Below are 12,989 nucleotides of genomic sequence, written 5' to 3'. Positions count from 1 at the left end.
CCAACATGAATAGACTCTCTAAATCTTGCTTGTCAAATGAATATGTTTTCTTAGCCGTTATTATGGTGCTAGAAATTTGAAGTACAAGGGCTTTGCACAAAAAGCCCTTAAAAAAATCTGATCCCGGATTCCAGCCCGGAAGGCATAAGGCGCGGCAATCCAGCAAATTTTACAGCGCATGCGGAGCCGGGCTCCAAGGCGTTTCAGGCATTTTTCAGCCTTTTGATCAGCATCCTCTTTGTTCAATTTAATGATAAGGAAATTCAAAAACAGTATTTTTCATCATAAATAATCTGCGCCATATTAACAGCCATCGGAATACAACATGAATCATGAGGCTTGAAGATGAGTTTACGCTTAGGAGACACCGCACCAGATTTCACCCAAGAATCCAGTGACGGCGCAATTAATTTCTATGAATTTCTGGGCAGCAGCTGGGGCATCCTGTTTTCGCATCCGGCGGACTACACGCCGGTCTGCACCACCGAGCTGGGCTATACCGCCAAACTGCAGGATGAATTCGCCAAGCGCGGCGTGAAAGCCATTGCGCTTTCGGTCGATGATGTGGAATCGCACAAAGGCTGGATTAGCGACATTAACGAAACCCAAAGCACTTCGGTAAATTTCCCGATTCTTGCCGACAAAGACCGTAAAGTCTCTACGCTGTATGATTTCATTCACCCGAATGCCAGCGAAACCCTGACGGTGCGTTCGCTGGTGATTATTGACCCGGATAAAAAGGTGCGCTTAATCATTACTTATCCGGCATCCACCGGGCGAAATTTCAATGAAATCCTGCGCGTGGTGGATTCGCTGCAGCTGACTGACCATCATAAAGTGGCGACGCCCGCCAACTGGCAGCACGGCGATGATGTGGTGATTGTGCCGTCTTTAAAAGATGAGGATGAAATCCGGCAGCGCTTTCCGAAGGGCTATACCGCGGTGAAGCCGTATTTGCGCCTAACCCCGCAGCCTGAGTGAAGATCAGCAGGATACTGCCCTGCCTGAACGCAAGATGGGCAGCTGTGCTGCGGGTGCGGAAACCCTCTGACGGGCCAGTTTCCAGCTGCTGCGCAGCGCCCGCCTCCCGGCGGGCTTTTTATCTTCAAATCCATTGATTTACAAATGCGTGCCTGACGCAGCTGAAATATCTATTGGTGAAATTTTCCACATCAGTTATAAAGAACAAAATCTTTAAAAAAATTCTGACCGTGATTAATAAAATTCATCATTTGCACTGCGGCACCCTGTGCCCAGTTTGCGGCCCGCTGTTCGGGCAAAACAGCTTTCTGGCCAAAGTCATTTGCCATTGCCTGCTGCTGGAAACCGATCAGGGCTTAGTGCTGGTCGATACCGGCTTAGGCGTGCAGGACTATTTGCATACCCGGCAGCGCCTGGGCGGCCTGATTGCCCGCGCGGGGCGCATTGAGCAGAATTTAGCGCTGACCGCGGTTGCGCAAATTCAGCGGCTGGGCTTTCAGCCCAAAGATGTGAAGCATATTCTGATTTCGCATCTGGACTTTGATCACGCCGGCGGCATCTCGGATTTTCCGCACGCCACCGTGCATGTGCTGTCAACCGAATACAATGCCGCGCAGCACCTGAAATCGCTGAAAAGCAAAGCCCGCTATAAAACCCAGCAGTTTAAAAATCACCGCTACTGGAATTTTTTAGAGCCGATGCAGGGTGAAAGCTGGTTCAACCTGCACCGCGTGCAGGGCTTTAAGCTGTTTCAGGATGACATTCTGCTGATACCGCTGATCGGCCACACCGCAGGACACTGCGGCATCGCCATCCGCCAGGCTGAAGGCTGGCTGTTTTTCTGCGGCGACGCCTACTATTCGCACCTGCAGCTGCAGCCGGAACATTCCTTAAAAGCGCTGGATAAGCTGGAACGGCTGTTTGCGGTGGATAATCAGCAGCGCATCGCCAATTTAAGCAAAATTCAGGCGCTGGCGCAGGCTGAGGCGCAGGTCGAAATCATCTGCGCGCATGACCCGGCAGAATTAGCGAGATACCAGCCAGCATGAAACGGAACGCACTGATTTTCACGCTCGCTTTCAGCCTGTCCGGATGCATGACCGCTCCCGCATGGCCAGAACAGCAGCGCCCAAAAAACTGGGGTTCTGTTGTCGCCGCCGAATCCAACCTTTATCAAATCAGCGTTTCTGTGTACCGCAGCGAACAGCCGGATGCGGACTTGATTCCCGCCTTAAAAGCGCATGATATTCAGATGGTGATCAACTTGCGCACGCGGGATAAAGACCGCCTGCTGCTGAGTGCGGATGAATTCCAGCTGGTGCATATTCCAGTCAAGACTTGGGCGATGTCGCGCGGGGATCTGCTGCAGGTTATGCAGTCTATTCAGCAGGCGCAGGCCAATGATCAAAAAGTGCTGATTCACTGCTATCACGGCTCTGACCGCACCGGCGCCAGCATCGCCATGTACCGGATTATTTTTGAGCGCTGGACTGTGCAGGAAGCTTTGAATGAAATGAAGCACGGCGGCTACGGCTTTCATCCGGTGTGGATCAATATTGAAAGGCTGTTCAGCCCTGAAAATATCGGATGGATCCGCCAGCAGCTGGCAAATCCATCCTGATCACGCACCAGGCTCAGCTTAGCGCTTATCCAGCGGCACCCAGTCAATAACCCACGCGGACTTCATGCCCAGGCCGGCATCGGAAGTAATTTTCTTGCGCGCGCTGTCTGCGGCTTCGCGGTCTTTTGATGGCCCAACCATAATGCGGATGCCTTTAGAAGTCGGGCTTTTGGTGACGCGGTAGCCTTTGGCTTTCAGCTTAGAGGCCAAAGCATCTGCATTGGCCTGATTGGCAGCCAAAGCCACCTGCACCATCCACTGCTTGTCGCCATGCTCCAGCAAATCGCGCGCTTTTTCAGCTTCGGTTTTTTTCTTGGCGTCTTCTTTGCGCTTGGCTTCAGCTTTATGCTCTTCCGCTTTGCGTTTTTCTTCCGCAGCCTTGCTGTCAATAGCCTTTTTATCGGCTGCTTTTTTCTCAGCCGCTTTTTTCTCGGCGGCCAGGCGCTCAGCTTCTTCCTTGCGCTTCAGCTCTGCGCTGCGCTTTTCTTCGGCTGCGCGCTTTTCGGCTTCAGCAGCTTTGCGGGCGGCATCCTGCTTGGACTGTTCAGCCTTCTGCTGGGCCGCCTTCTGCTGCTCTAGCTTTTTTTGCGCGGCCTGCTTTTCCTCAGCAATCCGCTTCCGCTTGGCTGCGTCGTCTTCAATCAGTTCCGGCGGAATATTGTCGGAACTCTGCTGCGCAGAGCGGCGCGCATTCAGCGCTGCATATTCTTCGGCAGCTTTGCGGGCTGCGTCCGCTTCCGCCTGCTGCTGCATCGCTAAGAACTCAGCGGCCCGCGCTTCCTGCTCTGCTACAGATTTCTCGCGGGTCTGGCGCTGTGCTTCCAGCAGGCGCTTTTCAGTTTCCACATCCACAGTCAGCCCGGAAGCGCTGCTGCTGGCATTTTTCTGCCCGGACTCAGCCGCAGTTTGCGGAGCATGCATTTGATTATGATGAATTTCATCTTTGCCTTTCAGAAGCAATGCCGCCAATAAAACGCCGCCGCTTAATAAAACGACACCGCCCATCCAGCGCTGTCTGCTATTCATTGACATTCTTCCAAATACTCCCATACCGCTTCTAAGGTATGAAATGAACCGCATACCAAGATCAGCTGATTATTTTTTGTTTCATTCAAGGCTGACTTAAAAGCTGATTTTACACTGCTGAAATGCTGCGCCTGCTGCCCCTGCAGCGCGGCATCCAATTGTATGATGCTGGCCGCGCGCGGAACATTTAATGGCGCAATTTTCCACATTAAAACAGCGTCTTTCAATAAGCTGGCGACAGAATTGATATCTTTATCGGCCAGCATTGAAAAAACACTGACCACTTCAGTGTATTGTTTATTGTATTCTAGGAATTTACGCAATTGCTTTAACAAAAAATCAACGCCATGCGGGTTGTGCCCGGCGTCAAAAATAACGGTTTTCCCTGCAATGTTCCGCACTTCAAAACGGCCCTGCAGCCTGGCGTTTTGAATGCCCTGCGCAATGGCCTGCTGCGATACCGTCAAGCCGCTGAGCAGAACCGCCGCGGCCGCTGTAGAAATATTTTCCAAAGCCAGGCTGCCGGCCGGCAGCCTCAGGGTCGTGCCGGCAGAAGCAAACATCCAGGACTGGCCGTCTTCAGCAGGCTGATAGAAGTAGTCGCGGTTCACCGCATGCAGCTGCGCCCGGCATTCATCCGCTTTGTCTTGAATGGCCTGCGGTACGTCCTGCTGGCCGCCAAACACTACTGGAATCTCCGGGCGGATAATGCCAGCTTTTTCAAAGGCGATTTTTTCAATGCTGTCGCCCAGCCAGTCGGTGTGGTCCAGGCCGATATTGGTAATGACCGCGACATCCGGATCAATGACATTCACGACATCCAGACGGCCGCCTAAGCCCACCTCCAGCACCCAGACATCGCACTGCTGCTGCTTGAAAATCACAAAAGCCGCCAAGGTGGTGGCTTCAAAAAAGGATAGGCTGAGGCCGCAGGCGCGCCGCGCCTGATCAACCGCCACAAACGCGTCAATCAGCGCCTGATCGTCCACTTCCCTGCCCCGCAGCTTCACCCGCTCATTGAAGCGGTAAATATGCGGCGACTGGTACAGGCCGACGCTATAGCCTTGCGCATTTAAAATGGCTGCCAAAACGGTTGTGGTTGACCCCTTGCCGTTGGTGCCGGCAACGGTGAATACCTTTGCCTGCGGACGCGTAACTCCCAGCAGCTCAGCCACAGGAATGACGCGCTCCAAACCTAAATCGATGCCGCTGACATGAACATGGCCCCAATAATCGAGCCATGTGTTTAAAGAATCGCTTGCAAGGGGTGCTGTGCTCAAGACTGGTTCATCAATTTACTGATAATGCGGTATACAGTATCACGTAATGAGTGGCGGTGAACAATCTGATCGATTACGCCATGATCAAGCAAATATTCCGCGCGCTGGAACGGTTCTTCCAGTTTTTCACGCACGGTTTGCTCAATCACGCGCTTGCCGGCAAAGCCGATCATCGCTTTCGGTTCAGCAATATGCACATCGCCCAGCATGGCCAAAGATGCCGTCACGCCGCCGTATACCGGATGAGTGAGCACCACCACATAGGGCAGGCCGGCTTCTTTCATTTTTTGAATGGCAGCTGAAGTCCGCGCCATCTGCATCAGCGACAGCATGCCTTCCTGCATGCGCGCGCCGCCGGAAGCGGCGAAGCAGATCAGCGGCTGCTTCATTTCAATCGCGCGTTCAGCGGCCTGCACAAAGCGGTCGCCGACCACTGAGCCCATTGAGCCGCCCATAAAGTCGAATTCAAAGGCGCAGGCCAGCATCGGGATGTCTTTCAGCAGGCCCTGCATCACCACCAGCGCTTCTGTTTCGCCGGTTTTCTTTTGCGCTTCAGCCATGCGCTCCGGGTATGGCTTGCTGTCAACAAATTTCAGCGGATCCTGCGCTTTGAATTCCTGACCGAGTTCATTTTGCACCTGATCAAAGAACCAGGTTAAGCGGTCGCGGGCTTTCATGCGCAAATGCTCGTCGCATTGCGGGCAAACATAGGCATTGAAAGACATCGCTGTACGGGTCACTAAAGCATGACACTCAGGGCATTCAATAGTAGGTTCTGTAAAAGTGGCTTTGAGCGCCTGCTGCTCATCCGGCATCTCGATGCCGGGCACGCTGCGTTCCGTCCACGGCGCAGACGGGCTAAGAATTTTCCCTGATTTCACGTCTTGACTCATACTAACTCATCGAGCGCGGCTCGAAGCTCCTTAACTTTATTCACCGTTGCTGTTGCGGCCTGTTCTGGGGCTAAGCTTGCAAACTGTTTGACAAAGGCGCTGCCGACTATCACTGCATCCGCCGCGCCGCCCATCGCTTTCGCTGAAGCTGCGTCGCTGATGCCAAAACCGACACCGACTGGAATGTCCGTATAGGATTTTATTTTCTGAATGCGGCGGGCAGCCTCAGACACATCTAAAGTCGCTGCGCCCGTTACCCCTTTCAGGGAAACATAGTAAATAAAACCGCTAGCCTGCTTCACGACATGCTGAATGCGCTCATCGGTAGAAGTCGGCGCGAGCAGGAAAATCTGATCCATGCCGTATTTCTGCAGCACTGCATCCAAGCCTTGGGCTTCTTCCGGCGGCAAGTCCACCAAAAGCACGCCGTCTACGCCGCATTCATTGGCATAAGCCACGAATTTTTCATAGCCAATCACTTCTACAGGGTTCAAATAGCCCATCAATACCACAGGCGTTGCTGCGTCATTTTTACGGAACTCTTTGACCATGTTTAAAGCGTCAAGGGTATTGGTGCCGCCTGCCAGCGCGCGCTCAGCAGCCAGCGCGATCACAGGGCCATCCGCCATCGGGTCAGAGAAAGGCAAGCCTAATTCAATGACATCCACCCCAGCCTCAACCATGCGGTGCAGCAAAGGCACGGTTACATGCGGATGAGGGTCGCCAGCCATAACATAAGAAACCAAAGCTTTACGCTGCTGAGATTTAAGAGCTTCAAAACGTGCGGCTAAACGTGACATAAGGCTATACTTTCCTTGAATGGTTCGAAACGGATCGGCTTTGTAAAAATACAAGACTCTGCATTGTAACGCTATTTTTCACCCGTTCAACAGGGTGCCGGCATTTCCATCTGCATTTCCGCTGCGCGCATAACTTCCAGAACAATCCGAAAGCAACATTTACGGATATTTCAGGCTTTTTCTCAATGATCAAAGATGCCTAATTTCACTAAATTACAAAAGCTTATGCGCTCAGGCAAACGCAATTTTATCGGTAAAAAACTGATATAAATAGCAGGCTTAGCTTTTACATTTAAAGTTTTCTGAAATAGCAAAACCTGCTTTATACTATCCGCATTGTTTTCTTTTTTATCTCCTATGACCTCTGACACCCCAGCGAAAGTGCAGGCGCGCGCCTTTGCACTGCTGCCGCTTATTGTATTTTTAGCCATTTTTTTAGGCAGCGGCATTTACCATTCCCTTATTGGCGCCGAGCTGGCTTTTTATCAGGTGAAAGCGCCTGTGGCGGCCCTGCCGGCGATTATTCTGGCGGTGCTGCTGTACCGCGGCAGGCTGAACGCCGGCATTGACGCCTTTCTGAAGGGCGCCAGCCACCCCAATCTGATTTTAATGTTCATGGTGTTCATGCTGGCCGGCGCATTCGCCAGCGTCAGCAGCGCCATCGGCAGCGTGGACGCCACGGTGCAGCTCGGGCTGTCCATTATTCCGCCTGAATTTGTGCTGCCGATGCTGTTTCTGATTTCAGCCTTTATCGCTACCGCTATGGGCACCTCCATGGGCACCATCGCGGCCTGCGCGCCGATTGCCTTTGGCTTTACCCAGGCTACGGACATAGAAGCGGTCTATGCGATTGGCGCTGTGGTGGGCGGCGCGATGTTCGGCGACAACCTGTCGATGATTTCGGACACCACCATCGCCGCCACCAGCAGCCTGAAAGTGCAGCTGCGCGATAAATTCCGCGTCAATGTCTGGATTGCGGTGCCGGCATCCGTCATCAGCCTGATGATTTATATGCTGATCAGCCACGGCTCGCAGGCCATTGCGTTTAAAGACTACGACCCTTGGCTGATTCTGCCTTATGTTGCGGTGTTCTTTTTAGCCTTCAGCCGCCTGCATGTCTTGGCTGTGCTGTGCATCGGCGTGCTGCTTTCCGGGCTGATCGGTCTGGCCGACCGGGCAGATTTCAGCCTGCTGCAGCTGAATAACGCCATTTATGACGGCTTTGTCGGCATGTTTGAAGTGGCGCTGCTGTCCATGTTTCTGGGTGGCCTGTCCGCCATTATGCAGCGCGAAGGCGGCCTGGAGTGGCTGATCCAGCGCATTTACCGCCTGACCCGGCTGTTCAGGGTCGGCAAGCAGCGCGCCGGCGAGCTGGGCATCAGCTTTCTGGTGATTTTCTCCAATCTGTTTGTGGCCAACAACACTGTGGCGATTATCCTCTCCGGCGATATGGCGCGCGAAGTCGCCAAAGAATACGGCGTTGACCCCAAGCGCGCCGCCGCTTTGATGGATATTTTCTCCTGCATCGTGCAGGGCCTGATCCCTTATGGCGCGCAGCTGCTTCTGGCCTGCTCCATCGCCAAAATGTCGCCGGTTGAGCTGATCGGCGGCATCTATTACTGCTGGGTGCTGGCGGTTTTTGCGGTGCTGTCGATTATTTTCCGCTATCCAAAACTCAAGCCGAAGGAACAGTAAGGGCTTAAGCCCGGGCTGAGGCGGATTGCCTCTGCATCCGCCTGATGTAATGCCAGTCAGTTAAGCATTTTTAATCCTCCCCTTGCGCAGCAGTGCTGCTCACCTTTTTCAAAGGAGGGAGTATTTTGAAATTCAATACAGTCTTGAATTCCTTGCACAGCAATGCTGTTCATCCCCCTCTTTTGCCTTGCGCCATATATGGCTCAGGGTTAGGGGAGATTTATCAATCAGCAATAATGAAATTACGCTTAACTGATCAGCATTATCCGCCTGATGGGCGTTTTATTCATTTGATGCATGCAGGCATCGCTTTCAGCTGCCCGCAGCGCTTCATCCGCTCAGTTTACAGCACCTGCTTAAAGGAGCTGCCCAGCGCAGCCAGATGCATTTTCCGCCACTGCAAATAGCCATTGGGTATTTGCAGTTCCTGCATCATCCTGCCCCGTTTTTATCTTTCCTTCCGGCAGGCTGAATTTTCATTCTGGCGTTAAATGTATAAAAATTGGCAATTGCTGTCAAAACATCCGGCTGAAGATCCGGCATACTGCAGGCATTGAAGGCGATTAAAGTAAAACAAAATGAATGCCGACACCCGCTATCCGCAGGCCCGCCCTGCCGTCCGCACCCAGCTGGACTTTAAGCTGGATCAAGTCCCGCGCTTCTGGTTCGGCGGCGACCCTTACCTGACCCGCATGTTTGACGCGCTGAGCCTGACCTTTCCGGACGGTGAGCGCTATTTTATTGAATGCGTGCGCCTGTTCCGGGATCAAATTGCCGATCCCGCCCTGCAGCAGCGCGTAGCGGATTTCATCCGTCAGGAAGCGCAGCACGGCATGGCGCATGACAAAATGAATCAGGTGATGAAAGCCCAAGGCATGCCTGTCGATCAGTTCATTGCGCGCCTGAACAGAATCTTCAGATTTGAGCTGCAGCACCGCTCTGCGCAGTACAATATCGCCATGACGGCCGCCGCCGAGCATTTAACCGCGCTGATGGCGGAAACCTTTTTCGGCAGCCAAGATACCCTGCGCAGCGCCCATCCCTGCGTGCGCGCCTTATTTGCCTGGCACGCCATTGAAGAAATGGAGCACCGCGATGTGGCTTTTGATGTGATGAAGCAGGCCGGCAATGTGCCCGAACTCACCCGGCGCAGCGCATTGGCCATTACCACAGCGCTGATGCTGGGCTTTACCCTGTACCGCACCAATGTGATGCTCAGGCATGACGGCTTCAGCCTGCGCGAGCGCCTGCAGATGAACCTGCGCGGCCTGCCGTGGTTCTTCGGCAAAAACGGCGTGTTAAGCAGAATGCGCCGGCAGTATCTGGACTGGTTTAAGCCGGATTTCCACCCCAGCCAGCATCCGCCTATTGCGCAATATCAGGTCTGGGTGCAGGCCCTGCAGGAAACCGGCGATCCGATTCAGGCCGGCGAAGCCTTTTGGCAGGCTGCGCGCTGAAAAATGCCGGATCAAATTCTGATCCAGCATCCGCTTAACACGGTTTTCAGCCGCTCAATGCGCTTAGCTCCGCGGCTGGTTACCACTTGGCATAATGCTGTTCCAGCAGGCCATACTCATTCAGCAGCACAATTTCCTGATCATCCTGCTGAATGGTGCCGCTGATTTTGGCCTGCCACTGGCTGAACTGGCTGCCGACCAGCCTTAAATTCAGATTTTCATAGCGGCGCCAACCGGTGCTGACCAGCAAATTCAGCCGGTCGTCCAAAGAGCGGATGCTCCACTGGTCTTCATCCTGCTGCTGAAACAGCACATCGGCCACAGGATAAAGCACCCCATTGATCCATAAGCAGTTTTCATTGCCAAAGCTTTCATTCACGCCCGAAGCCAAATTCAACCCGACACGGCGGTTTTGCGCGTCCCAGAAATTGCAGGACAGCCAGAACCACGCCGTTTCCGGGCGCAGAAAGCCGCAGGTGTCATCCAGGGAGGCAAAAGTGCGCTCATTGAACTGGATAATTTCGCCCTGCCGGTTTTTAAAGAAGCCCTCGCAGCCCAGCGTGGTCAGCTTTTGCGTATACGTCCAGCCGTTAATGCCGGTCGGGCTGCACATGCTGAGCGGGTCAGTGCCGGCGCAGAAAATGCGGGCGCTCAGATGCAGTTCGCCGTGCTTGCTGACCTGAATATAGCGCACGCCGTTGGCATGCTGCACATCAATCTGAATGCCGGATTTTGAAAAATGGCTCTGGCTGTATAGGGGCTGCTCATCCAGCACAGTATTTACCGAAAGTAAATTGATGGCATTCCATTCAGTGACCTCATTTTTCAAATGGTCATAAATGTAGACAAAGCCATGCCCTGCCCATGCAATATCGGCAATCGCCAGTCCAATGGTGTAATGCTGATGCTGAATGCAGCAGAATTTGAATTTTTTATATTTTAAGCGCTTGCGCCAGCCCGTCAGCACTTTGCCGTAGGGGTTTTTGTACACATACTGATTCAGGTCAATCTGCCGCGGCAAAGCGCTGAAACGGCCGTAATTCGGCTGTCCATTAGGCTGTATTAAATCCATTTATTCATATCCGTGGAATAAATTTATCTGAAAATCCTTACGCTTATTATGCCTGCATTTTTTAAGCTGAACAGTCTAAGCATCTGTTTTCCGCCGAAAATCAGGAAAAATATATAGGATATTCCGCGCAGATCAAAATAATATTTTTTGGTTTTATTTTATTCAGATCAATATCAAGGCGGTTTTATCCGCCAATCATCAGGTAGGTGTTCTCCCAGCAGTTTTCTGCAAATCCGCCTTCAATCAGCTGAATATAGCGCCCATGCACCTGATCCACTGCAATGCAGTCATCCACATCCAGCACGCAGTCGGTATGCTGCTTTTGCCAATGCTGAGCAAAATGCGCCTTGCCGCGCTGTTTGGCCGCCGCTGCATTGTGCGCCGCCACCAGCACATAGCGGTGCAGTTCGCCAAATTCACGCGCATCGTAGCCGCCCAGAGTAATCAGCCAGAGCTTTTCATCCGCCGGATTGGGCGGAGCATCGGCAAAGTGGATTTGATAGTTTTTGCCTTCGGATTGCAGGCCGTTGACTTGCGCCCATGCATCAATATGCAGGCCTTTCTGTTCGCCAAACCATGCTTTTTTCAACTGCGGATAGACCTCTTCCAGTGAATTTCCCGCGGCGAGCACCACATCATGCACTTCTGTGTTGGCGCGCGCATGGCGGCCGCCGAGCATCACAACAAATAGGCTGAGCATTGCATTTCCTTTAATTTTTCAAGTATTAAGCTTACAGCCCACAGCGGATGCGCGCAAATTTCATTCACCGCCTGAACGGCAAATAATGATGCCGCCAGCTGAAGGCGCATATAAAAAAACCGCGTCCAGCTGCCTAAACGCGGTTTTCATTTATTTGCACTTGCAGCATGCGGGAAAGATTTACATCTCCACCATTTCCACGCCATCAATGCGCGCAACCGTCATCAAGTCCTTATCGCCGCGGCCGGAAACCGTGGCAATAATGATTTGATCCTTGTCCATGGTCGGCGCAAGCTTCGTCACATAGGCCATCGCATGCGAGCTTTCCAGCGCAGGGATAATCCCTTCAATATGGGTTAAGTCGCGGAAGCCCTGCAGCGCTTCATTGTCATTGATCGGCACATATTCAACGCGGTGCATGTCTTTCAGGAAGCTGTGCTCCGGGCCTACGCCCGGATAATCCAGGCCGGCAGAAATTGAATGGGTTTCAATAATCTGGCCCTGCTCATCCGACATCAGGTAAGTGCGGTTGCCGTGCAGCACGCCGACATGGCCGGCGTTCAGCGGCGCAGAGTGCTTGCCGGTTTCAATGCCGTAGCCGGCGGCTTCCACACCGTACATTTTCACATCTGCATCATTCAGGAATGGATAGAACAGGCCCATCGCATTGGAACCGCCGCCGACACAGGCGACCAAGGCATCCGGCAGGCGGCCTGCCTGTTCCTGAATCTGCTTGCGCGCTTCACGGCCAATGATCGACTGGAAATCGCGCACCAGCTGCGGGTACGGATGCGGGCCAGCCACCGTGCCAATCACATAATAGGTTGAATCGACATTGGTCACCCAGTCGCGCATGGCTTCGTTCATGGCGTCTTTCAGGGTTTTTGAGCCGCTTTCTACAGGCACAACGGTCGCGCCCAGCAAGCGCATGCGGTACACGTTCATTGCTTGGCGCTTGACGTCTTCCGCCCCCATGAATACCACACATTCCAGCCCTAAGCGCGCCGCAATGGTCGCCGTGGCAACGCCGTGCTGGCCTGCGCCAGTTTCGGCAATAATGCGCTTTTTGCCTGACAGCTTTGCCAGCAAAGCCTGCCCAATGGTGTTGTTGACTTTATGCGAGCCGGTATGGTTCAAGTCTTCGCGCTTCAAGTAAATTTGCGCGCCGCCCAACTCTTTTGACCATCGTTCAGCATAATATAAAGGACTAGGACGGCCTACATAGTAGGCGAGGTCGCGGTCGAATTCTGCCAGAAACTGGGCATCATCTTTCATGCGGAAATAAAGCTTTTCCAAGTCTTCTAATGCCGCCATCAGCGTTTCTGACACAAAACGTCCGCCATGGATACCGAAATGCCCGTGTTTATCCGGGAATTGGGTATAGTCAATCACCTGACTGTTGTGATTTGTACTTTGCTGATCCACGTTGGACTCCTTGCATAAACTGTTCAATGAGTTGTTGGT

13 protein-coding genes are annotated in these 12,989 nt (G+C 52.9%); 5 read left to right on the top strand and 8 right to left on the bottom strand.

Annotation, left to right across the window (positions count from 1 at the left end):
• Positions 1–345 precede the first annotated feature (345 nt).
• The 3 genes from RSA72_RS09550 (at position 346) to RSA72_RS09540 (ending at position 2,602) form a co-directional block, all read left to right on the top strand.
• Positions 346–981 carry a peroxiredoxin gene (locus tag RSA72_RS09550; RefSeq protein WP_332623551.1) on the top strand — a complete coding sequence of 212 codons (636 nt, stop codon included), beginning with the start codon at positions 346–348 and terminating at the stop codon, positions 979–981.
• A gap of 230 nt (positions 982–1,211) precedes the next feature.
• On the top strand, positions 1,212–2,030 hold the full coding sequence (locus RSA72_RS09545; RefSeq protein WP_332623552.1) for an MBL fold metallo-hydrolase: 819 nt from the start codon (positions 1,212–1,214) through the stop codon (positions 2,028–2,030).
• A complete protein-coding gene (locus tag RSA72_RS09540) occupies positions 2,027–2,602 on the top strand; it encodes a dual specificity protein phosphatase family protein (protein ID WP_332623553.1) in 576 nt (191 codons plus the stop codon). Before RSA72_RS09545 ends, RSA72_RS09540 begins: the two co-directional genes overlap by 4 nt.
• Positions 2,603–2,620: 18 nt before the next feature.
• Here the strand turns inward: RSA72_RS09540 and RSA72_RS09535 are convergent, their stop codons facing one another.
• The 5 genes from RSA72_RS09535 to RSA72_RS09515 all read right to left on the bottom strand — a co-directional run bounded on the left by RSA72_RS09535 (position 2,621) and on the right by RSA72_RS09515 (position 7,050).
• Positions 2,621–3,634 (bottom strand): SPOR domain-containing protein, encoded by a 1,014-nt coding sequence (locus tag RSA72_RS09535; RefSeq protein WP_443098271.1) that lies wholly within the window; start codon positions 3,632–3,634, stop codon positions 2,621–2,623.
• Entirely contained in the window at positions 3,625–4,908 is a 1,284-nt protein-coding gene (gene folC / locus RSA72_RS09530) for a bifunctional tetrahydrofolate synthase/dihydrofolate synthase (RefSeq protein WP_443098270.1), read from the bottom strand. The genes RSA72_RS09535 and folC overlap by 10 nt, the downstream gene beginning before the upstream one ends.
• A complete protein-coding gene (accD, locus tag RSA72_RS09525; RefSeq protein WP_332623556.1) occupies positions 4,905–5,801 on the bottom strand; it encodes an acetyl-CoA carboxylase, carboxyltransferase subunit beta in 897 nt (298 codons plus the stop codon). The genes folC and accD overlap by 4 nt, the downstream gene beginning before the upstream one ends.
• Positions 5,798–6,601: a tryptophan synthase subunit alpha gene (gene trpA / locus RSA72_RS09520; RefSeq protein WP_332623557.1), complete on the bottom strand. Its 804-nt coding sequence runs from the start codon at positions 6,599–6,601 to the stop codon at positions 5,798–5,800. The genes accD and trpA overlap by 4 nt, the downstream gene beginning before the upstream one ends.
• A 182-nt stretch (positions 6,602–6,783) precedes the next feature.
• Positions 6,784–7,050, bottom strand: a complete 267-nt coding sequence (locus RSA72_RS09515; protein ID WP_332633108.1) for a hypothetical protein — start codon at positions 7,048–7,050, stop codon at positions 6,784–6,786.
• Here RSA72_RS09515 and RSA72_RS09510 point away from each other — a divergent pair.
• On the top strand, positions 6,959–8,296 hold the full coding sequence (locus RSA72_RS09510; protein WP_332623559.1) for a Na+/H+ antiporter NhaC family protein: 1,338 nt from the start codon (positions 6,959–6,961) through the stop codon (positions 8,294–8,296). The two genes, RSA72_RS09515 and RSA72_RS09510, sit on opposite strands and share 92 nt — an antisense overlap.
• A gap of 578 nt (positions 8,297–8,874) precedes the next feature.
• Positions 8,875–9,753, top strand: coding sequence for a metal-dependent hydrolase (locus RSA72_RS09505; protein WP_332624400.1), 879 nt, complete (start codon positions 8,875–8,877; stop codon positions 9,751–9,753).
• Between the two features lie 79 nt (positions 9,754–9,832).
• Here the strand turns inward: RSA72_RS09505 and RSA72_RS09500 are convergent, their stop codons facing one another.
• The 3 genes from RSA72_RS09500 to trpB form a co-directional block, all read right to left on the bottom strand.
• Positions 9,833–10,825: a DUF2804 domain-containing protein gene (locus RSA72_RS09500; RefSeq protein ID WP_332624401.1), complete on the bottom strand. Its 993-nt coding sequence runs from the start codon at positions 10,823–10,825 to the stop codon at positions 9,833–9,835.
• A gap of 184 nt (positions 10,826–11,009) precedes the next feature.
• On the bottom strand, positions 11,010–11,525 hold the full coding sequence (locus RSA72_RS09495; RefSeq protein WP_332624403.1) for a DUF1543 domain-containing protein: 516 nt from the start codon (positions 11,523–11,525) through the stop codon (positions 11,010–11,012).
• A 180-nt stretch (positions 11,526–11,705) separates the two neighbouring features.
• Positions 11,706–12,950, bottom strand: a complete 1,245-nt coding sequence (trpB, locus tag RSA72_RS09490; RefSeq protein WP_332633106.1) for a tryptophan synthase subunit beta — start codon at positions 12,948–12,950, stop codon at positions 11,706–11,708.
• Between the last annotated feature and the right edge of the window lie 39 nt (positions 12,951–12,989).

The sequence above is a fragment of the Acinetobacter sp. genome (genome assembly GCF_036659555.1).
Classification (GTDB): Bacteria; Pseudomonadota; Gammaproteobacteria; order Pseudomonadales; family Moraxellaceae; genus Acinetobacter.
The sequence above is the reverse complement of the archived record's forward strand: the minus strand, read 5'-3'. Positions and strand labels throughout refer to the sequence as shown.

Excerpts from the sequence above, each read along its gene's own strand:
- trpA (WP_332623557.1), bottom strand. The coding sequence starts at position 6,601 with ATGTCACGTTTAGCCGCACGTTTTGAAGCTCTTAAATCTCAGCAGCGT.
- RSA72_RS09540 (WP_332623553.1), top strand. The coding sequence starts at position 2,027 with ATGAAACGGAACGCACTGATTTTCACGCTCGCTTTCAGCCTGTCCGGA.
- accD (WP_332623556.1), bottom strand. The coding sequence starts at position 5,801 with ATGAGTCAAGACGTGAAATCAGGGAAAATTCTTAGCCCGTCTGCGCCG.
- RSA72_RS09515 (WP_332633108.1), bottom strand. The coding sequence starts at position 7,050 with ATGCCGCTGCCTAAAAAAATGGCTAAAAATACAATAAGCGGCAGCAGT.
- RSA72_RS09500 (WP_332624401.1), bottom strand. The coding sequence starts at position 10,825 with ATGGATTTAATACAGCCTAATGGACAGCCGAATTACGGCCGTTTCAGC.
- RSA72_RS09550 (WP_332623551.1), top strand. The coding sequence starts at position 346 with ATGAGTTTACGCTTAGGAGACACCGCACCAGATTTCACCCAAGAATCC.
- RSA72_RS09495 (WP_332624403.1), bottom strand. The coding sequence starts at position 11,525 with ATGCTCAGCCTATTTGTTGTGATGCTCGGCGGCCGCCATGCGCGCGCC.
- RSA72_RS09510 (WP_332623559.1), top strand. The coding sequence starts at position 6,959 with ATGACCTCTGACACCCCAGCGAAAGTGCAGGCGCGCGCCTTTGCACTG.
- RSA72_RS09535 (WP_443098271.1), bottom strand. The coding sequence starts at position 3,634 with ATGTCAATGAATAGCAGACAGCGCTGGATGGGCGGTGTCGTTTTATTA.
- RSA72_RS09505 (WP_332624400.1), top strand. The coding sequence starts at position 8,875 with ATGAATGCCGACACCCGCTATCCGCAGGCCCGCCCTGCCGTCCGCACC.